At 72.3% G+C, this 18,746-nt stretch carries 18 protein-coding genes, 1 tRNA gene and 1 pseudogene; 14 read left to right on the top strand and 6 right to left on the bottom strand.

Annotated features, from left to right (window positions below):
* Window positions 1-51 precede the first annotated feature (51 nt).
* The 5 genes from corA to ABZ128_RS15340 all read left to right on the top strand — a co-directional run bounded on the left by corA (window position 52) and on the right by ABZ128_RS15340 (window position 5,876).
* Window positions 52-1,134, top strand: coding sequence for a magnesium/cobalt transporter CorA (gene corA, locus ABZ128_RS15320; protein WP_356848675.1), 1,083 nt, complete (start codon window positions 52-54; stop codon window positions 1,132-1,134).
* 63 nt (window positions 1,135-1,197) lie between these two features.
* Window positions 1,198-1,803, top strand: a complete 606-nt coding sequence (locus tag ABZ128_RS15325) for a GNAT family protein (protein ID WP_356848676.1) — start codon at window positions 1,198-1,200, stop codon at window positions 1,801-1,803.
* A 113-nt stretch (window positions 1,804-1,916) separates the two neighbouring features.
* Window positions 1,917-2,789 carry a chitosanase gene (locus tag ABZ128_RS15330; protein WP_356848678.1) on the top strand — a complete coding sequence of 291 codons (873 nt, stop codon included), beginning with the start codon at window positions 1,917-1,919 and terminating at the stop codon, window positions 2,787-2,789.
* Between the two features lie 293 nt (window positions 2,790-3,082).
* The gene (locus ABZ128_RS15335; RefSeq protein ID WP_356848680.1) at window positions 3,083-3,436 is read left to right on the top strand and encodes a DUF805 domain-containing protein; all 354 of its coding nucleotides are present in this window, start codon (window positions 3,083-3,085) and stop codon (window positions 3,434-3,436) included.
* A gap of 220 nt (window positions 3,437-3,656) precedes the next feature.
* On the top strand, window positions 3,657-5,876 hold the full coding sequence (locus ABZ128_RS15340; protein WP_356848681.1) for an NADP-dependent isocitrate dehydrogenase: 2,220 nt from the start codon (window positions 3,657-3,659) through the stop codon (window positions 5,874-5,876).
* 77 nt (window positions 5,877-5,953) lie between these two features.
* Here ABZ128_RS15340 and ABZ128_RS15345 read toward each other — a convergent pair whose 3' ends face one another.
* Entirely contained in the window at window positions 5,954-6,406 is a 453-nt protein-coding gene (locus tag ABZ128_RS15345; protein WP_356848682.1) for a hypothetical protein, read from the bottom strand.
* Window positions 6,407-6,665: 259 nt separating this feature from the next.
* On the opposite strand from ABZ128_RS15345, the gene ABZ128_RS15350 reads away from it, so the two are divergent.
* Both ABZ128_RS15350 and ABZ128_RS15355 read left to right on the top strand, forming a co-directional pair.
* Window positions 6,666-8,372 (top strand): glycoside hydrolase family 71 protein, encoded by a 1,707-nt coding sequence (locus ABZ128_RS15350; RefSeq protein WP_356848683.1) that lies wholly within the window; start codon window positions 6,666-6,668, stop codon window positions 8,370-8,372.
* A gap of 114 nt (window positions 8,373-8,486) precedes the next feature.
* Window positions 8,487-9,659: an aminotransferase class V-fold PLP-dependent enzyme gene (locus ABZ128_RS15355; RefSeq protein ID WP_356848684.1), complete on the top strand. Its 1,173-nt coding sequence runs from the start codon at window positions 8,487-8,489 to the stop codon at window positions 9,657-9,659.
* A 4-nt stretch (window positions 9,660-9,663) separates the two neighbouring features.
* Here ABZ128_RS15355 and cobF read toward each other — a convergent pair whose 3' ends face one another.
* On the bottom strand, window positions 9,664-10,416 hold the full coding sequence (gene cobF, locus ABZ128_RS15360) for a precorrin-6A synthase (deacetylating) (protein ID WP_356848686.1): 753 nt from the start codon (window positions 10,414-10,416) through the stop codon (window positions 9,664-9,666).
* Between the two features lie 18 nt (window positions 10,417-10,434).
* Between cobF and ABZ128_RS15365 the strand changes: the two genes are divergently transcribed.
* The 4 genes from ABZ128_RS15365 to ABZ128_RS15380 are packed head-to-tail and all read left to right on the top strand — an operon-like array spanning window position 10,435 to window position 13,806.
* Window positions 10,435-11,190, top strand: a complete 756-nt coding sequence (locus tag ABZ128_RS15365) for a (Fe-S)-binding protein (RefSeq protein WP_356848688.1) — start codon at window positions 10,435-10,437, stop codon at window positions 11,188-11,190.
* A complete protein-coding gene (locus ABZ128_RS15370; RefSeq protein WP_356848690.1) occupies window positions 11,187-12,773 on the top strand; it encodes a lactate utilization protein B in 1,587 nt (528 codons plus the stop codon). Before ABZ128_RS15365 ends, ABZ128_RS15370 begins: the two co-directional genes overlap by 4 nt.
* On the top strand, window positions 12,770-13,411 hold the full coding sequence (locus tag ABZ128_RS15375) for an LUD domain-containing protein (protein WP_356848691.1): 642 nt from the start codon (window positions 12,770-12,772) through the stop codon (window positions 13,409-13,411). Before ABZ128_RS15370 ends, ABZ128_RS15375 begins: the two co-directional genes overlap by 4 nt.
* 5 nt (window positions 13,412-13,416) lie before the next feature.
* Window positions 13,417-13,806, top strand: a complete 390-nt coding sequence (locus ABZ128_RS15380) for a VOC family protein (RefSeq protein WP_356848693.1) — start codon at window positions 13,417-13,419, stop codon at window positions 13,804-13,806.
* A 10-nt stretch (window positions 13,807-13,816) separates the two neighbouring features.
* Here ABZ128_RS15380 and ABZ128_RS15385 read toward each other — a convergent pair whose 3' ends face one another.
* A complete protein-coding gene (locus ABZ128_RS15385) occupies window positions 13,817-14,320 on the bottom strand; it encodes a DUF309 domain-containing protein (RefSeq protein ID WP_356848694.1) in 504 nt (167 codons plus the stop codon).
* A gap of 108 nt (window positions 14,321-14,428) precedes the next feature.
* Between ABZ128_RS15385 and ABZ128_RS15390 the strand changes: the two genes are divergently transcribed.
* Window positions 14,429-14,502, top strand: a tRNA-Pro gene (locus tag ABZ128_RS15390).
* Between the two features lie 31 nt (window positions 14,503-14,533).
* Here ABZ128_RS15390 and ABZ128_RS15395 read toward each other — a convergent pair.
* The gene (locus ABZ128_RS15395; protein ID WP_356848747.1) at window positions 14,534-15,175 is read right to left on the bottom strand and encodes a site-specific integrase; all 642 of its coding nucleotides are present in this window, start codon (window positions 15,173-15,175) and stop codon (window positions 14,534-14,536) included.
* A gap of 23 nt (window positions 15,176-15,198) precedes the next feature.
* On the opposite strand from ABZ128_RS15395, the gene ABZ128_RS15400 reads away from it, so the two are divergent.
* A complete protein-coding gene (locus ABZ128_RS15400) occupies window positions 15,199-15,492 on the top strand; it encodes a hypothetical protein (protein WP_356848695.1) in 294 nt (97 codons plus the stop codon).
* On the opposite strand, the gene ABZ128_RS15405 is transcribed toward ABZ128_RS15400, so the two are convergent.
* Both ABZ128_RS15405 and ABZ128_RS15410 read right to left on the bottom strand, forming a co-directional pair.
* The gene (locus ABZ128_RS15405) at window positions 15,478-16,815 is read right to left on the bottom strand and encodes a solute carrier family 23 protein (protein ID WP_356848696.1); all 1,338 of its coding nucleotides are present in this window, start codon (window positions 16,813-16,815) and stop codon (window positions 15,478-15,480) included. The genes ABZ128_RS15400 and ABZ128_RS15405 overlap by 15 nt on opposite strands.
* Window positions 16,812-17,942 (bottom strand): aryl-sulfate sulfotransferase, encoded by a 1,131-nt coding sequence (locus tag ABZ128_RS15410; protein ID WP_356848697.1) that lies wholly within the window; start codon window positions 17,940-17,942, stop codon window positions 16,812-16,814. The genes ABZ128_RS15405 and ABZ128_RS15410 overlap by 4 nt, the downstream gene beginning before the upstream one ends.
* A 199-nt stretch (window positions 17,943-18,141) precedes the next feature.
* Between ABZ128_RS15410 and ABZ128_RS15415 the strand changes: the two are divergent.
* Window positions 18,142-18,728, top strand: a pseudogene (locus tag ABZ128_RS15415) (XRE family transcriptional regulator).
* Window positions 18,729-18,746 lie beyond the last annotated feature (18 nt).

Raw genomic sequence — 18,746 nt, forward strand, 5'->3', positions numbered from 1 at the left:
GGCGGTGGCAGACTGGCCACTGATCCGCCGAAGGGGAGTACGCCGTTGTCCATGTTCAGCACCTTGCGCCGGGCCGTGCGCCGCGGCTACCGGCGGGCCGTCGACCTCAGCCACCCGGCCCGCTCCCCGCTCGGCAGCGCCGTCGTCAACTGCGTCGTCTACCAGGACGGCGTGCGCCAGGACGGCTGCGCCGAGGCCGGGGAGGCGCTGCGGCGGGTCCGCAAGACGGGCTGCGGCTTCGTCTGGATCGGCCTGCACGAACCCTCGCAGGAGGAGCTCGCCGGTCTCGCCGAGCTGTTCGGTCTGCACCCGCTCGCCGTCGAGGACGCCGTGAACGCGCACCAGCGGCCCAAGGTGGAGCGGTACGACGACATACTCTTCTCCGTCTTCAAGACCGTCCGCTACGTCGAGCACGAGGAACTCACCGCCACCAGCGAGGTGGTGGAGACCGGCGAGCTGATGGCCTTCACCGGCGAGGACTTCGTCATCACCATCCGGCACGGCGGTCGGGGCACCCTCGGTCCGGTCCGCGAGAGCCTGGAGTCCGCTCCGGAGCAGCTCGCCAAGGGGCCGGCGTCGGTGCTGCACGCCATCGCCGACCACGTCGTCGACGACTACATGGCCGTGACCGACGCCGTGCAGAACGACATAGACGCCGTCGAGACGGCCGTGTTCAGCGAGCACGGGAGCCGGGGCGACGCGGGCCGCATCTACCAGCTCAAGCGGGAACTCCTGGAGCTGCGCCGGGCGGTGGCACCGCTCGGCCGGCCGCTCCAGCAGCTGGCCACGACGCCGATAGCGGTCATCCCGCAGGAGATCCGCGCCTACTTCCGCGACGTGGCCGACCACCTGAACCGGGCCACCGACCAGATCAACGCCTACGACGCCCTCCTCGACTCCATCCTGCAGGCGCATCTCGCGCAGGTGACCGTCGCGCAGAACGAGGACATGCGCAAGATCACGGCCTGGGCCGCGATCGTCGCCGTACCCACCATGGTCTGCGGTATCTACGGCATGAACTTCGACCACATGCCCGAACTGCACTGGACGTACGGGTACCCCCTGGTCGTCGGCGTGATGGCCGTCGCCTGCTTCGTCATCCACCGGGGCTTCAGGAGAAACGGCTGGCTCTGACCCCTGCGCCTGCCCTAGGGTCCGCCCTTTGGCGATCATCAAGCAGAACGGGCAGGTCAGGGTATGGAGCCGACAACGACGGGGCAGGCAGCAGGGGAGTTGGCGGGCGAGCGCGTACGGCTGGAGCCGCTGGAGCAGCGGCACCACGACGGGCTGTGCGAGGCGATACGCGACGGCAGCCTCTGGGAGCTGGCGGTGACCCTGGTCCCGCATCCGGACGAGGTGCGCGGCTTCATCGACGACGCGGTCGCCGCGCGCGCCGTCGGCACCCAACTGGCGTACGCCACCGTGGACTCGGCCACCGGCCGGATCGCCGGCTCCACCCGGCTCATGGCGATCGACCCGGTGAACCGCCGTCTGGAGATCGGCTGGACCTTCCTCGGGCGGACCTGGCAGCGGACGGGTGTGAACGCGGAGGCCAAACTGCTCATGCTGACGCATGCGTTCGAGGTGCTGGGGATGAACCGGGTCGAACTGCTGACGGACGTGCGCAACAGCGCCTCGCGGGCGGCGATCGCCCGGCTCGGCGCGACCCAGGAGGGGGTGCTGCGCCACCACATGGTCATGCGGGACGGCTGGATCCGCGACACCGTGGTGTTCAGCCTGACCCGGCCCGAATGGCCGCAGGCGAAGGCCGCCCTGACGGCCCGTCTGGCCGGCCGCCGGTAGCAAGGGGCGGGGCGCCCACGGGTCTTGAGCCGTCCGGAGTTCTGGTAGTAAAGTTTCCTAACGAAGTCGGGAACACCTCAACTCCGCGCCTCAACCCCCCCCATGGAGGCCCTGTGTTCACCCCGTCCACCTCCCACCGCAAGAAGAAGGCGGTCGGTGCCGCGCTGCTCGGCGCGGCACTTCTCGCCGCGCCGGTCGCGGCGCACGCCACGGCGGCGCCCACCCCCACCACCGCTTCCGCTTCGGCCTCGGCTTCGACGGCCGAAGCGGCGGCGGCCGTCGGGCTCGACGATCCGGCGAAGAAGGACATCGCCATGCAGATCGTCTCCAGCGCGGAGAACTCCTCGCTGGACTGGAAGGCCCAGTACAAGTACATCGAGGACATAGACGACGGCCGCGGCTACACCGCCGGGATCATCGGCTTCTGTTCCGGCACCGGCGACATGCTCGACCTCGTCGAGTACTACACCCAGATCAAGCCGGGGAACGTACTGGCCAAGTACCTCCCCGCCCTGCGCAAGGTCGACGGCACCGACTCCCACGCCGGCCTCGACCCGGACTTCACCGGGGACTGGGCGAAGGCGGCCCGGGACGCGGACTTCAAGAAGGCCCAGGACCACGAGCGGGACCGGGTCTACTTCAACCCCGCCGTGAAGCAGGGCAAGTCGGACGGGGTGGGCGTGCTGGGCCAGTTCGTCTACTACGACGCCATCGTCATGCACGGCGACGGCACCGACCCCACCAGCTTCCGCAACATCCGCAAGCGGGCGCTGTCCAAGGCCAAGCCGCCCTCCCAGGGCGGCAACGAGACCGCCTGGCTGAACGCCTTCCTGGACGCCCGCGTCTGGGCGATGAAGCAGGAGGAGGCGCACAGCGACACCAGCCGGGTCGACACCGCCCAGCGGGTCTTCCTGAAGAAGGGCAACCTGGGCCTCGACACCCCGCTCGACTGGAAGGTCTACGGCGACTCCTTCCACATCGGCTGACCGCTCTTGCGGGGGCGGCCCGGGCGGACTCCCCTCCCCGTCCGGGCCGCTGCGAGATCGCGGTGCCGTAACGATGTGCAGGCCAACTCGCCCCGGATCGTCACCCGGTGTGATCCCGCAGGCTCCATGGGTGCCAATGAGGGCCCGTTGACGGTGTTTTTGCCCGCAGAGTCCGAGCAAAGCGGTGCTTTTGGTGCCTTGAGAAGTGGCTTGACCGCGACGTAAGCGGGGCATAAGTTCTGCCCCGGCTTGCTCCAGCAGGACGGGCCGACGAACCGTCCTCAGGGGGGACAATGCACTACTACACCGACGTCCTGAAGAAGTACACCGTCTTCTCCGGCCGCGCCCGCCGGCAGGAGTACTGGATGTTCACCCTCTTCAACCTGATCGCGCTGATCATCGTCGCCGTCATCGACAACGCGATCGGCACCTACCCGCTGCTGTACCTGATCTACGCGCTCGCCGTCCTGCTCCCGGGCCTGGGTGTCGCCGTGCGCCGCCTCCACGACACCGGCAAGTCCGGCTGGTGGCTGCTCATCAGCCTCGTGCCGCTGATCGGTGGCATCTGGCTGCTCGTCCTGATGGCCTCCGAGGGCCAGCCGCAGCCGAACCAGTACGGCCCGAACCCCAAGGCCGTCCAGGCCTGAACCGGCCTGTTCGCCTGAGCGCCCGAGCGCCGTCCCCGGCTGGAAACAGCCGGGGGCGGCGCTCTCGCCGTTCCGGTACGCGCACGCCCTCCCGCGGGCCGGGTGACATGCGTCTCGTCCGGCCGACGGCAGGGACTGTCCGGACCGGCCCGATCACGAGATATCTTGATGTCGAGCAATGTTGCAGACGAGAGACGCAGACTGTGGAGCGGAGCAACCGGTGACTGACTCGACCATCATCTACACGCACACTGACGAGGCCCCCGCCCTCGCGACGTATTCCTTCCTGCCTGTGGTCCAGGCCTACGCGTCGACGGCCGGTGTGAATGTCGAGACCCGTGACATCTCCCTGGCCGGTCGGATCATCGCGAGCTTCCCCGAGCACCTCCAGGAGGGCCAGCGGATCGCCGACGCCCTGGCCGAGCTCGGCGAACTGGCGAAGACCCCGGAAGCCAACATCATCAAGCTGCCCAACATCTCGGCCTCGATCCCGCAGCTGAAGGCCGCGGTCGCCGAGCTCCAGGGCCAGGGCTACGCGCTCCCGGACTACCCGGACGACCCGAAGACCGACGAGGAGCGCGAGATCCGCGCCCGCTACGACAAGGTCAAGGGCAGCGCCGTCAACCCGGTCCTGCGCGAGGGCAACTCCGACCGCCGCGCCCCCGGCTCGGTCAAGAACTACGCCAAGGCCCACCCGCACCGCATGGGCGCCTGGACCCCCGAGTCGAAGACGAACGTCGCCACCATGGGCGCCGACGACTTCCGCTCCACCGAGAAGTCCACCGTGATCACCGAGGCCGGCACGCTGCGCATCGAGCACGTCGCCGCCGACGGCGCCACCACGGTCCTGCGCGAGTCCGTACCGGTGCTGGCCGGTGAGGTCGTGGACGCGTCCGTCATGCACGTCGACGCCCTGCGCACCTTCCTGAACGACCAGATCGAGCGTGCCAAGGCCGAGGGCGTCCTGTTCTCCGTGCACCTCAAGGCCACGATGATGAAGGTCTCCGACCCCATCGTCTTCGGCCACGTGGTCCGCGCCTTCCTCCCGAAGACCTTCGCCCGCTACGGCGAGACCCTGGCCGCCGCCGGCCTGTCCCCGAACGACGGCCTCGGCACCATCCTCAACGGCCTGGGCGCCCTCCCCGACGGTGACGCGATCAAGGCCTCCATCGACGCCGAGATCGCCGAGGGCCCGGCCCTCGCCATGGTCGACTCGGACAAGGGCATCACCAACCTGCACGTCCCGAGCGACGTCATCGTCGACGCCTCCATGCCGGCGATGATCCGCACCTCCGGCCACATGTGGGGCCCGGACGGCCAGGAGGCCGACACCCTCGCCGTGCTGCCCGACAGCAGCTACGCGGGCGTCTACCAGGCCGTCATCGAGGACTGCCGCGCCCACGGCGCCTTCGACCCGTCCACGATGGGCTCGGTGCCGAACGTCGGTCTGATGGCGCAGAAGGCCGAGGAGTACGGCAGCCACGACAAGACCTTCGAGATCGCCGCCGCGGGCACCGTCCGCGTCGTCGACGCCGCGGGCAACGTGGTCCTGGAGCAGGAGGTCGCCGCCGGCGACATCTTCCGCGCCTGCCAGACCAAGGACGCCCCGATCCAGGACTGGGTCAAGCTCGCCGTCACCCGCGCCCGCGCCACCGGCGCCCCGGCCGTCTTCTGGCTCGACGAGACCCGCGCCCACGACGCGCAGCTGATCGCCAAGGTCAACACCTACCTCGCGGAGCACGACACCGAGGGCCTGACCATCAAGATCCTCTCCCCGGTCGAGGCCACCGCCTACTCCCTGGAGCGCATCCGCCGCGGGGAGGACACCATCTCGGTGACCGGCAACGTCCTCCGCGACTACCTGACCGACCTCTTCCCCATCCTGGAGCTGGGCACCAGCGCCAAGATGCTGTCGGTCGTCCCGCTGATGGCGGGCGGCGGCCTCTTCGAGACCGGCGCCGGCGGCTCCGCCCCGAAGCACGTCCAGCAGCTCGTCAAGGAGAACTACCTGCGCTGGGACAGCCTGGGCGAGTTCTTCGCGCTGGCCGCCAGCTTCGAGCACCTGGCGACCACCACGGGCAACGCCCGCGCCCAGGTCCTGGCCGACACCCTCGACCGCGCGACCGGCACCTTCCTCAACGAGGACAAGTCGCCGACCCGTCGCCTCGGCGGTATCGACAACCGTGGCAGCCACTTCTACCTCGCCCTGTACTGGGCGCAGGAGCTGGCCCAGCAGAACGACGACGCCGCGCTGGCGTCCGCCTTCGAGCCGCTCGCCAAGACGCTGAGCGAGCAGGAGGAGACCATCGTCGGCGAGCTGAACGCGGTGCAGGGCTCCCCGGCCGACATCGGCGGCTACTACCAGCCCGACCCGGCCAAGGCCGCGGCGGTCATGCGCCCGTCCGCGACCTTCAACCAGGCGATCGCCTCCCTCGCCTGAGGTCGCTGCGTCACGAGGGTCCGCCCCGGCCGGCTGCTGCCGGCCGGGGCGGACCCGTATGCCGCCGGGACGCCCCGTCAGAGCCGGTGGACGTGCTCGCCCTCGACCGCGAGCGGGCACCGGCCTGCGGCCAGGATGCGCAGCCCCGGGGCCACGGCCAGCAGCCCGCGCACCCAGGACAGCGTGTCGGGGCTGAGGTGGTCGCTGCCGTCCAGGACCAGCAGCATGTCCCGCTCGGCGAGCCAGGACACCGGGTTCCGGCTGCGGCACGGCTGCACCGGCATCCCGGCCACCGAGCCCAGTGCGGCCGTCAGCTCGCACACGCCGACCGGCCGGTCCAGAGTGACCACGGCCGCACCGTCGCAGAAGTTGGACGACAGGCGCCGGGCGATGTCCCGTACCAGCAGGCTCCGGGGCTCACGGAACCGGCCGGTGACCGTCAGCACCCGTCCCCGCCGGACGGCCGTGAGCAGTCTGGACAGCTCGGCGGAGGTCGTCGGCAGCGTGCCGGCCCGGCCTGGATCCCTCATCGGCACGATGCCCCCCATTGCATACGTGTCCCATGCGCGGCCAAGGGCTCCTTCGCGCCGCGTAGCAGTGATTATGCGCCAATTGCGCCGCACGGCCAGGGGATTGGCGGATTCCGGAACGACGAGCCTGCGTAGTTCCACTGGGCCGCCCGCGGTACGCGCCCGGGCCCGTCCGGGAGAGAACGGTTGTCCGCAGGCCGCTCATCGGCTCTACTGCTGTGCAGCCCCGTACGCGGGGCATATTCCGGGGAGGGACAGGATGACAGGGGACCGGCGAGCGCACCGACGGGCCGCACAGCGGGCCGGGGGCCCGCGGCGGCCCTCCTCCCACCGGCGGCGCCGCGGGTTCCGGGGCAGGCCGCTGCTGACCCTGCTGGTCTCCGCCTTCCTGCTCGTCGGTGTCTGCGCCGCCACCGGCGTCGCCTGGGACCCCTTCACGCCGGGCGCCCGGCAGGACGCCTCCGCGCCCGCCATCGGCGCACCGTGGCCCGCCACGACCGCGAGCGCATCCGCCCCGGCCACCCCGCCCACCGGCAACGCCACCGACGGCAGCGGGCAGGACAAGGGCGAAGCCACCGGCCCGGCGGCCGACGCCGGCGAGCGGCCCGGAGCGCTGCCCTTCGACATGCCGGCGCCGGCCGCACTGCGCACCGGCGCCGCGGGCCGGAAGCTGGTCTTCGCCCACTACTTCACCCCGTACCCGCTCTCACTGGACAACGCGAGCGCCGACGGCGACTACTACACGCGCAACTACCTGGACCCGGCCGGCGAGAACGGCAAGCACGAACGCTACGGCGGCCTGCTGCGCGACCGGCCCCTGCCCGTCCCTCCCCGGGACGGCGACTGGGAACTCGCCAACCTCCGGCAGGAAGTGCGCACGGCCCGCGCTGCCGGCCTCGACGGATTCACCCTCGACCTGCTGTCCTTCTCCGGGCAGAACTGGGACCGGGCCAAGCTCCTGATGGAGGCCGCCCACACGGTCGACCCCGAGTTCAAGATCATGCTGATGCCGGACATGACCTCCCTGAAGACCGACGACCCGGGCGTCCTCGCCGACGCCCTCGCAGCCCTCGCAAAGGCCCCCGCCGCGCACCGGCTCGCCGACGGCCGGCTCGTCGTCTCCCCCTTCAAGGCGGAGGCCCAGAGCGCCGCGTGGTGGTCGCAGGTCCTCGACGCCCTCAGGACACGGCACGGCATCCGGACCGCCTTCGTCCCGCTGTTCCTCGACTTCGCCGCCCACCACGCGGCGTTCGCGCCGATCAGCCACGGGTTCTCCGAATGGGGCTCCCGCAGCTACGTCGGCCAGGAGGGCGCCGCCGCGGACGTGCGGCGCGCCCACGGCATGGGCAAGATCTGGATGCAGCCCGTCTCCGTCCAGGACGCCCGCCCCAACCAGGGCATCTACGACGAGGCCGGCAACACCGCAACCCTGCGCTCGACCTGGACGCACGCCATCGAGGACGGCGCCGACTGGGTCCAGCTCACCACCTGGAACGACTACTCCGAGGGCAGCCAGTTCGCGCCCTCCCTGCACAACGGCTCCACCTACCTGGACCTGGCCTCCTACTACCTCACCCGGTTCAAGACCGGCAGCTGGCCGGAGATCGTCCGCGACACGCTGTACGTCACCGCCCGCACCCAGTTCGCCGCCGCCGACCCCACCGGAACCCAGTCGCTGGTGATGTCCCTGCGCAAGGGCAGCGCCGCGCCCCGCGACGCGGTGGAGGTCCTCAGCTTCCTGACGGCCCCGGCGAGCATCCGGACGAAGGCGGGTCCGGCCGAGGACACCCACGAGGCCCCGGCCGGCGTGCACTCCGAACTGCTGCCGCTGCGGCCGGGAACCAGCTCGGCGGTGGTGGTCCGCGACGGCAGGGCGGGTGCCGAGGCGGAGCTGCCGTACCCCGCGGACCGGACGGTGAAGGTGCAGGACCTCCAGTACTACGCCGTGACCAGCGGCCGGAGCTGACCGACGGCGAAACACCGGCCGCGGAACCGGCCACCTCGGCGGGATTGGCCCTTCCGGCCGGTCCGGGACGGCCCGCACCATCCGGGTAACCGCACACCACCCCTCGGAGGACCCGTGACCGACCCGACCGCCCCCGCCGCACCGCAGCGCCCGGCCGCCCCCGCCGTGTTCCCCGGGGGCCCCGGGCTGTTCCGGCTGGATCCGGAGATCGCCCACCTCAACCACGGCTCCTTCGGCGCCGTGCCGCTGCCCGTGCAGGAGGCCCAGGCCGCGCTCCAGGCGGAACTGCACGCCGATCCCGACGCGTTCTTCATCGCCGCCTCCGAGCGGATCGCCGCCGCCCGCGGCCGGGTCGCCGCCCACCTGGGTGCCGAACCCGAGGGGATCGCCTTCATCGCCAACGCCACCGAGGGCGCCAACCTCGCCCTGGACGCCATCCCGCTCGCCGAGGGCGACGAAATCCTGGTCACCGACCACGGCTACGGCACCGTCGTCGCCGCGGCCGCCCGCCGCGCGCCGGTCACCACCGTGGCGCTGGACCCCCTGCTGCCCGACGAGGACGCCGTCCGCGAGAAGGTGCTGGCCGCCCTGACACCCCGTACGAAGGTGGCGCTGCTCGACCACGTCAGCTCGCCCACCGCCCGGATCATCGCCTCGCCGCGGCTGCTCGCCGAGCTCGCCGCCCGCGGTGTCACCACCGTCGTCGACGGCGCGCATGCCCTCGGCATGCTGCCCGACCCGCTCGGCGGCGGCGCCGACTTCTGGTTCGGGAACCTGCACAAGTGGGGGTACGCGCCCTCGGGCAGCGCCGTCCTCGCCGTCGCCCCGGCCCACCGCGGCCGCGTCCGGGCACTCGTTCCCTCCTGGGAGGACGAGCACGGCTTTCCCCGGTCCGTCGAGTACCGGGCCACCGCCGACTACACCGGCTGGCTCGCCGCCCCCGAGGGCCTCGACCTCCTCCAGCGGCTCGACGCGGCCGCCGTACGGGCCCACAACAGCGCCCTCGCCGCCCACGGCGCGGCCCTGCTCGCCGAGATCCCGGGGCTCACCCCGCTCCCGTACACCGAGGGCCTCGCCATGCGCGCCCTGCGGCTGCCGCCGGGCACCGCCGAGACCCAAGCGGACGCCCGTGCGCTGCGCGAGCGGATCGCGGCCGAGCAGGGCATCCGGGTGCTGGTCTGGTCGTGGCCGGGCGGCGGCGGGATCCGCGTGTGCGGGCAGATCTACAACCGCCCCGAGGAGTACGAACGCCTCGCCGCCGCCCTGCCGGCCTACGTGAAGGGGTGACGGCTCAGCCGCGCCGCAGCAGGTAGGTGTCCATGATCCAGCCCTTGCGGGCGCGTGCCGCGGTCCGGAGCTCCTCGATCCGGCCGGCCACCTCCGCCAGCTTGCCCTGGACCAGGATCTCGTCCGGCGTGCCGACGTACGCGCCCCAGTAGATGTAGAGGTCCTGGTCCAGGTGGGCCGTGAACGCGTGCCGCGCGTCCAGCATCACCACCACGTCGTCCACGTCCTGCGGCCAGCCCTCGGCCAGCCGCCGCCCGGTGGTGATCTGGACCGGCCGCCCGACCCGGTTCAGATTGGTCCGGTGCCGGGCCAGCAGCGAGGAGATGCTGCTGATCCCCGGCACCACCTCGTGCTCGAACGCCACCCGCCCGCGCTCCAGCACCTCGTCGAGGATGGCGAGGGTGGAGTCGTACAGCGAGGGGTCGCCCCACACCAGGAAGGCCCCGGTCTCGCCGTCCGCCAGGTCCTCGGCGATGAACCGCTCGAAGATCTCGGCCCGCGCGCTGCGCCAGCCGTCCACCGTCGGCGCGTACCGGTCCGGGGTGCGGTCCCGGTCCGGGTCGCGGCCCTCCACGAGCCGGTGGCCGGGGCGGGCGTGCTCGTCGAGCATCGCGCGCCGCAGCCCGGTCAGGTCCGCCTTCTCCTCGCCCTTCTCCAGGATGAGGAATGCGTCCGCCGCGCCGATCGCCCTGACCGCCTGGAGGGTCAGGTGGTCCGGGTCGCCCGCGCCTATGCCGATCACTGAGAACTTCTTCACCCGGCTATTCTGCCCGTCATGCGCGCCGCCCTGTTCGTCACCTGCGTCAACGACGCGCTGTACCCGCGGACCGGCATCGCCGTCGTCCGGCTGCTGGAGCGGCTCGGCGTCCAGGTGGACTTCCCCGCGGCCCAGAGCTGCTGCGGCCAGCCCCAGTACAACACCGGCTACCGGCGCGAGAGCGAACCGCTGCTGCGGCGCACCGCCGAGGCCTTCGCGGGCCACCCGTACGTGGTCACCCCGTCCGGTTCCTGCGCCGCGATGATCCGCGCCCACTACCCTCGGATCGGCCGGCAGGCGGAGCGGGAGGGGCGCGGCGGGGAGCTGGCGGCTCTGGCGGAGGACCTCGTACCGCGGGTGTACGAGCTGACCGAGTTCCTCGTGGACGTGCTCGGGGTGACCGACGTCGGCGCGTACTTCCCGCACACCGTCACCTACCACCCCTCGTGCCACGGGCTGCGGACGCTCGGCCTCGGCGACCGGCCCCGGCGGCTGCTCGCCGCCGTCGAGGGGCTCGAACTCGTCGAACTGCCCGGCGCCGAGGAGTGCTGCGGCTTCGGCGGCACCTTCGCCGTGAAGAACCCCGACGTCTCGGCGGCCATGGGCACCGACAAGACCGGCCGGGCCGCGTCGACGGGGGCGCAGGTGCTGTGCGGCGCCGACAACTCCTGCCTCGCCCACCTCGACGGCATCCTGCGCCGCCAGGGCACCCGGCTGCGGGCCCTGCACCTGGCCGAGATCCTGGCCTCGACACAGGAGGAGCCGCTGACATGACGGGCACGTTCCTCGGCATGCCGGCCTTCCCGGCCTTCCCGGCCGACCCCGCTGACCCTGCCGCTTCCGCCGTCCCCGCCGCCTCCGCCGTCCCCGCCTTTCCGGCGGCCGCGCGGGAGGCCGTACAGGACCGGGTCCTGCGCGCCAACCTGCGGCACGCCACCCACACCATCCGCGACAAACGCGCCCGCGCCGTCGCCGAGCTGGCGGACTGGGACAGGCTGCGGGAGGCCGGCAGGGCGGTCAAGGACCACACCCTGCGCCATCTGGACCGCTACCTCGTCCAGTTGGAGGAGGCGGTCACCGCGGCGGGCGGCACCGTCCACTGGGCGGCCGACGCGGCGGAGGCCAACCGCATCGTCACGGACCTGGTCCTGGCCACGGGTGAGCGGGAGCTCGTCAAGGTCAAGTCCATGGCCACCCAGGAGATCGGCCTCAACGAGGCGCTGGAGGCCGCCGGGATCGCCGCGTACGAGACGGACCTCGCCGAACTCATCGTGCAGCTCGCCCACGACCGGCCCTCCCACATCCTGGTCCCGGCCATCCACCGCAACCGCGGCGAGATCCGGGACGTCTTCGCCGCGGAGATGGGCAGCTGGGGCCGGCCCGCCCCGGAGGGGCTGGGGGAGGAGCCGCACGAACTCGCCGAGGCGGCCCGCCTGCACCTGCGCGAGAAGTTCCTGCGTGCCAAGGTCGCCGTCTCCGGAGCCAACTTCATGGTCGCGGAGACCGGCACGATGGTCGTCTTCGAGTCGGAGGGCAACGGCAGGATGTGCCTGACGCTGCCCGAGACCCTGATCTCCGTGGTGGGCATCGAAAAGGTGGTGCCGACCTTCCGCGACCTTGAGATCTTCCTGCAGACACTGCCGCGCTCCTCCACCGCCGAGCGGATGAACCCGTACACGACGATGTGGACCGGGCTGGGCCCTTCGAGAGGGGCGGACGGCGACGGCCCCTCCGCCTTCCACCTCGTCCTCCTCGACAACGGGCGCACCGACACCCTCGCCGACGAGGTCGGCCGGCAGGCGCTGCGCTGCATCCGCTGCTCCGCCTGCCTCAACGTGTGCCCGGTCTACGAACGCGCCGGCGGCCACGCCTACGGCTCCGTCTACCCCGGCCCCATCGGCGCGATCCTGAGCCCCCAACTGCGGGGCACCGGCAGCCCGATCGACGCCTCGCTGCCCTACGCGTCCACCCTGTGCGGGGCCTGCTACGAGGTCTGCCCGGTCGCCATCGACATCCCCGAGGTGCTCCTGCACCTGCGCGAGCGGGTGGCTGAGGGCGGCCGGGTCACCCGCGAGGGCGTCCGCGTACGGATCCGTCCGGCGCGGGGCCACACCGCGGAGCGGGCCGCCATGCGCGCGGCCCGACTGCTGCTGGACCGGCCCGGCGCGCTGCGCGCGGGGGAGCGGCTGCTGGCCCGGGCCCGGCGGCTGCGCCCCGGGCGGCTGCCGGGCCCGGGGCAGGCCTGGACGGACAGCCGGGAGCTGCCGGAGCTCCCGCAGGAGCCCTTCCGGGACTGGTGGGCGCGGGAGCGCGGAGAACGGGAGCGGGCAGAACGGCAGCGGGGAGGACGGGCATGAGCAGCAGGGACCGCGTCCTGGGCCGGATCCGGCGGGCCACGGCGGGCGACCGCGGCCCCGGCGCCGCCGTTCCCCGGGACTACCTCCGGGTCCACGCCGAGCGCACCCCCGCCGAGCGGGTGGACCTGCTCGCCGCGAACCTGGCGGAGTACCGGGCGAAGGTCCACCGCACGGACGAGGACGGCCTCGCGGTGCTCCTGATGCGGCTGCTGGCCGAGCGGGGCGCGCGGAGCGTCCTGGTGCCGGCCGGCCTTCCCCCGTACTGGCTCGCGGCGGCCGACCAGACCCGGGTCGCGGACCGGGCCGCCTCGACCCCGTACGAACTGGACGCCGTGGACAGTGTCGTGACCGGCTGCGCCCTGGCCGTCGCGGAGACCGGCACCCTCGTCCTCGACGGCGGCCCGGGGCAGGGCCGGCGCCGCATCAGCCTGATCCCGGACCACCACATCTGCGTGGTCCGCGTACCCGGGCAGGTGGTGGACTCGATCCCGCAGGCGCTGCCGCTGCTCGACCCGCGCCGCCCGCTGACCTGGATCTCGGGACCCTCGGCGACCAGCGACATCGAACTCGACCGGGTGGAGGGCGTGCACGGCCCGCGCACCCTGGAGGTCGTGCTGCTGGGCGGATCCGCACAATAGGGGCCATGTCCGCACACATCGCTCTGACCGCCCTCGTCGTCCACGACTACGACGAGGCCATCGACTTCTACACCCGTGCCCTCGGCTTCGACCTCGTCGAGGACACCCCCCGCCCGGACGGCTCCCGCTGGGTGGTGGTCCGGCCCCGCGGGGCCCGCGAAGCGGCCCTCCTGCTGGCCCGCGCCAAGAACGAGGCCCAGCGGGCCAGGGTCGGCGACCAGACCGGCGGCCGCGTCGGGTTCTTCCTCCACACCGCCGACTTCGAGGGCGACCACGCCCGCATGACCGCCGAGGGCGTCCGCTTCCTGGAGGAGCCGCGCCACGAGCCGTACGGTTCGGTGGCGGTCTTCGAGGACCTCTACGGCAACCGCTGGGACCTCCTCCAGCCGGCCTGACCCCGGCGCCTCAGGCCGGACCGCGGCTGCCCCGGGCGGCCCGGAGCCGGGGTGCCTCGGCAGCGGCGTCGATGCCCTCGCCGCGCTCCACCCGCCCGGCCAGCTCCCGGGCCCACCGCACCAGCCCCGACACGTCGACCCCGTACGCCCCCTCCGGGGCCGCGTCCTGCCCGGCCAGCGCGTCGGCGCCGCGGCGCAGCAGCCGCGCCCCGCCGACCGCGTTGCCACGGGCCGCGTGCGTCAGCCCGACGGCCAGCTGCGCGAGCCCGCGCCACAGCGGGGCCGCGGCCGGCGGCCCGGACTTCCAGGCGTCCTCGAACACCTCGTGCGCATGGAACGGCATCCCCGCGTCCAGCAGGCGCTGCGCCTCCTCCACCGTCTCCGCGGGCGTCCGCACCACCCCCTCGGGCTGCCGCTCCACACCCGGCTCCCCATAGGGCAGCGGCCGCCCCAGCCCGTCCCGCGGCCGCGCGCTCCGCGCCCGCCCCTCAGCGTCCCGATCCCGTCCGTCCACCCCGCCATCCTGCCCGCCGACGCATACCCGTGCATGCGCACCCCTCTACGTGGGGTAATGTTCTGCATGTGCCGCCGGGACGGGGGAAACCCCAGATCAACGGCACAACGGGACGTGGCGCAGCTTGGTAGCGCACTTGACTGGGGGTCAAGGGGTCGCAGGTTCAAATCCTGTCGTCCCGACTCTGCTTATCGCAGGTCGGAGGCCGTTCTCTCATCCGTGAGAGGGCGGCCTTTCGTGCGTCCAGGGGCCGTGGGTGGTCGCAGTGTGGTCGCACGTCCGGTCTGGGGCCGGTCGGCCACGGCGCTGAAGTCGGGTACTGCGGGGGAGCGGAGTCGGCGGAGGGCTTCGCGGATTCGGTGGATGTGGTCGCGTGGTGGTCGCAGCCACGCTACGTACGGCTTCGCGGGCTGCCTGCTGGGTGAGGTGGCTGTAGAGGTTGGCGGTCGTCGACAGGTTGGAGTGCCGCAGGGTCTTGGAGACGACGGTGAGGGGGACGCCGGCGGTGAAGGTGATCGTGGCGGCCAGGTGTCGCAGGTCGTGGACCGTGACCCTGGGGACACCGGCTTCGGCGGAAAGACGGCGAAGTCGGTCCAGCACCTGAGGTCCGAGCGGTCGGCCGTCGGGTCGGCAGAACACGAGTCCGGCGAACGGATCGTCAGGATCGCCGCGTGTTCGGGGCATTGTTTGTGTTCGGTGTCGGAGGGCGGTGGCGACGCGGGGTGAGATGGCGACCCAGCCGCGGCTCGATCGGGTCTTCGGTGTGGTGATGACGAGGTGGTTGTCGTCGATGGCGGAGAGGGTGCAGCGCACGTAGAAGACGGCCTGGTCGAGGTGGACATCGTCCCAGTGCAGGCCGACGGCTTCACCCGACGATCGTGCTGCTGTACGGCGTCGACATCAAGATCGCCGGCAGCCTGTCACTGCTGGTGTCGCTGCCGACCATGCTGGTCGCCTTCGCCCGGTACAGCCGGGACGGCAGCTTCACCGTGCTGCGGGCCAACCCCCGTTTCACCTTGGTCCTCGCGGCCGGCTCGATCGCAGGCGCACTGCTGGGCGGGCTCCTCCTCGGTGCCGTTCCCGGACGGGACGAAGCGGGGGCCCAGCGCGTGGGCCCCTCCGACCGGTGCGTCCCCGGTACGTCAGCGTCGGCACGCTCAGGGAGTGCGTGAGCCTCGTGCCCACCGGAACACCGTGTTCAGCACTACCGCGGTGAGGGTGCCCGCGACCACCCCGCTGCCCAGGACCGTACGCACCCAGCCGGGGAAGCCGTCGTACAGCCCCGGGGAGACGACCGGCAGCAGCCCCGCGGCCAGCGCGACGGCCACGACCATGGAGTTCTTACGGTCTGCGAGGTCGACCCGGCGCAGCATCTCCACGCCCATCACCGCGATCACCGCGTACACCACCAGCGCGGAGCCCGCGACGACGGGCGCCGGGATGCCCGCCAGCAGCCGGGAGACCGGCGCCAGCAGCCCGGCGGCGATGAGCAGCGCGCCCGCGCCCGCCGTGACGAACCGGCTGCGCACACCGGTCAGCTTGCCGATGCCGATGTTCTCCGAGCTGGTCACCAGCAGGGAGGTGCCGAACACACCGCCCAGCAGGGAGACCACGGCGTCCGCGCGGACGACGCGGGGCACGTCACGTCCGGGTGCCGGAGTACGGCCCACGGCCTCGCTGTTGAGGACCGTCTGGCCGGTCGCCTCGGCGAGCGAGGCCAGACTGAAGATCAGCAGAGGCAGTGCGGCGAGGAAATCGAGGTGCGGCATCCCGTACGGAAAGGGGTGCGGGAGTGCGAGCCCCGATCCGTGCGCCGGCGTGAAGGCGCCGAGCCCGGTGGCGGCGGCGATCGCCGTCCCTGCCGCCATGCCGATGAGCACGGCCATCTGCCGCCACACGCCGCGCAACAGCAGGTACGCGGCGAGCGTGCAGCCGACGGTCAGCCCGGCGAGGGCGACCGCGGAGGGTGCGGCGGGCCGGCCGCCACCCGGCCCGGTGATCAGCTGCGCGGCGACGCGCACCATGGCGACCCCGATCAGCAGCACGGTGACGCCCATGACCAGCGGCGGGAAGAGCCGTACGATCCGCGCGTAGAGCGGCAGGACGGCCAGCAGCAGGGCCGCCGCGAGCAGTACCGCGCCGCTCGCGGTCGCCGCTCCGTGCTCGGCCGCAACCTGCAGGAAGATCGCGGTCGCTGCTCCGCCGGGCAGCATGACGAACGGCAGCCGGGCACCCACCCGGAACGTCCCGAAGGACTGCAGCAGTGCGCCGATGCCGCACAGGACCAGGGTGGCGCTGAGCAGCGACGCGGTGCGCTCGCCGGACAGCCCCAGTGCGTCGGCGGTCAGGAACGCGGTGGAGACCGGAGCCGCGATCATGGCGAGGACGTGCTGGGCGGAGAGCGGCGCGAGCCGCCGCAGGGGCAGCCGCTCGTCGACGGGGTGGACGGCGGCACGTGTTCCCGGAGCCGCGGGCGTCCCGGCGGACGTTCTCATGGCCGTACCCCGGCATCCAGCCACGGCAGCTGCTCGGGGCCGTAACGATACGAACGGAAGACGGCGTTCGGCTCGGCCGGGAAGAGCTCCCGTACCTCCGACTCGCGGTAGGCGCCGAAGTACGGGACCACGTACTCCCAGCACAGATAGCCCTCCGCCGTCACTTCGAAGAGCCGGCCCGACGGCGAGTCCGTGACCAGGGTGTTGCCGTTCGGGAGCCGCTGCGCGCTGCCCATGAACGGCGCGAAGAACGACTCGCGCGCCGGGTCGTGGTACTCCCACGCGATCGCACCGCTCGCCCGCTCGACCTCGATGACCCTGGAGAACGGCACGTCCCAACCGGGCCGGAAGACGCCGTTGTCGAAAACCAGGAAGTTGCCGCTCGGCAGCTCGGTGGGCGCGTGCTGCTGGGAGACCACGCCCGGCGCGGTGCGCCACAGGATCTCGCCCGTCTCCCGGCTGATGACGACGACCGCAGAGACGCTGCGCAGGCTGGCCAGGATGTTGCCGTCGGCGAGCGGCGTCACGCTGTTGATCAGCGGCCAGTGCTCGCGGGCGTAGTCGGGGTGAAGGGCGTACGCGTCGCGGTCCAGGTGCTCGGCGGCCCGCCAGGACCAAAGCACGTTGCCGTCCGCATCGACTTCCCTGATGGTGTCGGCCCAGACGGTGCCGCCTTCGGCCTCCGACCCCTCGACTCCGCCGCGCACGCTCGCCGCCTCGCCGCCGCGCAGGGGCTCCAGTGCGGTGTAGAGGATGCGGCCGTCGCCGAGGTGGTGGGCGTCGTGGTGCTGCAGCGGGTCGCGGTACTCCCGCAGCACCGCGCCGTCGGGCGCGGCTTCGAGCATGATGCCGCCGCGGTACTTGTGCCACATGGTGAAGAGGGCGGGCTCGTCCGGGAGCACGCCGTTGTAGGCGAGGTTGCCGTTGTCGAGCAGGCGGGCGTGGCGGCCGGGGCGGTACGGGAACCGCCATTCGTGGACGACGCGGCCGTGCAGGTCGATGAGGTAGACCTCGCCGGTGCCGGTGAGCGGGGCGAAGAGGGTGTATCCGGGGAAGGCGGCTTCGGCGTCGATCGCGATCAGGCCGGTGCCGCGCCGGCGGCGGGCGTTCTGGTCCACGGGAGGCATGGGTGTCCCTAACGTCTGTGCGGTCAAACTTTCTTTGACCAGTTCAAGTGACTTAGACGCTAGGGGGTCGGTGTGTCAGCGGTGTGACGGCAGTACGAAATCGCTCGCTGCCGCGTGCCCGGGTGCCGGCGGCGGAGTCGGCAGCCGCCGGCCCGCGTTAGGGTGCGGGAAGAACGAAGCGTGGGGGTCGGGAGGGATCATGGGCGAGGCAGGCGGGCCGCGAGTGGGCCCCAGTGTCCGAAGGCGCAGGCGCGCACTGGACCTGACCCTCGCCGACATCGCCGCCAGAACGGGCTTGTCCGTACCGTTCCTGAGTCAGATCGAGAACGACCGCGCCCGCCCCAGCATGCGCTCATTGCAGCTCGTCGCGGACGCACTCGACACGACCGCCGTGCAGCTGCTCGCCGCCTCCGAGAACCCGCGCCGGGTGGATGTGGTACGAGCCGAGGACGACCCCGGCCTCGCGTCCGCCCGCGAGGGGGTGGGCGGCGAGGCGAGCCGCGTACGTCCCCCGTACGCGGCCATCACCAGCTGCACGCCTTGGAGTTCACCGGTGACCACGACGGCCGGCGCGAATTCCGGCACCGGAACGACGAGCTGATGTACGTCGCCGACGGTGCCGCGGAGGTCGAGGCGGAGGGGCAGGTCCACCGGCTGGGCCGCGGCGACACGCTCTACCTGTCCGGCGGTGTTCGCCACTGCTGGCGGGCCACCACTCCCGGCACCCGGGTGTTGCTCGTCGCCGTCGCCGAGCACATCGAAGCCACCGCCGACCCGCACCGCTGAGGTGGGAGGTTCGGTCTT

Origin of the sequence: Streptomyces sp. NPDC006326, from assembly GCF_040612915.1 — a bacterium.
GTDB lineage: Bacteria > Actinomycetota > Actinomycetes > Streptomycetales > Streptomycetaceae > Streptomyces.

What these genes read in the sequence shown, in the direction of transcription:
- corA (WP_356848675.1), top strand. Translation starts at nt 52, where the DNA reads ATGTTCAGCACCTTGCGCCGGGCCGTGCGCCGCGGCTACCGGCGGGCC.
- ABZ128_RS15325 (WP_356848676.1), top strand. Translation starts at nt 1,198, where the DNA reads ATGGAGCCGACAACGACGGGGCAGGCAGCAGGGGAGTTGGCGGGCGAG.
- ABZ128_RS15335 (WP_356848680.1), top strand. Translation starts at nt 3,083, where the DNA reads ATGCACTACTACACCGACGTCCTGAAGAAGTACACCGTCTTCTCCGGC.
- ABZ128_RS15345 (WP_356848682.1), bottom strand. Translation starts at nt 6,406, where the DNA reads ATGAGGGATCCAGGCCGGGCCGGCACGCTGCCGACGACCTCCGCCGAG.
- ABZ128_RS15350 (WP_356848683.1), top strand. Translation starts at nt 6,666, where the DNA reads ATGACAGGGGACCGGCGAGCGCACCGACGGGCCGCACAGCGGGCCGGG.
- ABZ128_RS15365 (WP_356848688.1), top strand. Translation starts at nt 10,435, where the DNA reads ATGCGCGCCGCCCTGTTCGTCACCTGCGTCAACGACGCGCTGTACCCG.
- ABZ128_RS15370 (WP_356848690.1), top strand. Translation starts at nt 11,187, where the DNA reads ATGACGGGCACGTTCCTCGGCATGCCGGCCTTCCCGGCCTTCCCGGCC.
- ABZ128_RS15375 (WP_356848691.1), top strand. Translation starts at nt 12,770, where the DNA reads ATGAGCAGCAGGGACCGCGTCCTGGGCCGGATCCGGCGGGCCACGGCG.
- ABZ128_RS15380 (WP_356848693.1), top strand. Translation starts at nt 13,417, where the DNA reads ATGTCCGCACACATCGCTCTGACCGCCCTCGTCGTCCACGACTACGAC.
- ABZ128_RS15405 (WP_356848696.1), bottom strand. Translation starts at nt 16,815, where the DNA reads ATGAGAACGTCCGCCGGGACGCCCGCGGCTCCGGGAACACGTGCCGCC.
- ABZ128_RS15410 (WP_356848697.1), bottom strand. Translation starts at nt 17,942, where the DNA reads ATGCCTCCCGTGGACCAGAACGCCCGCCGCCGGCGCGGCACCGGCCTG.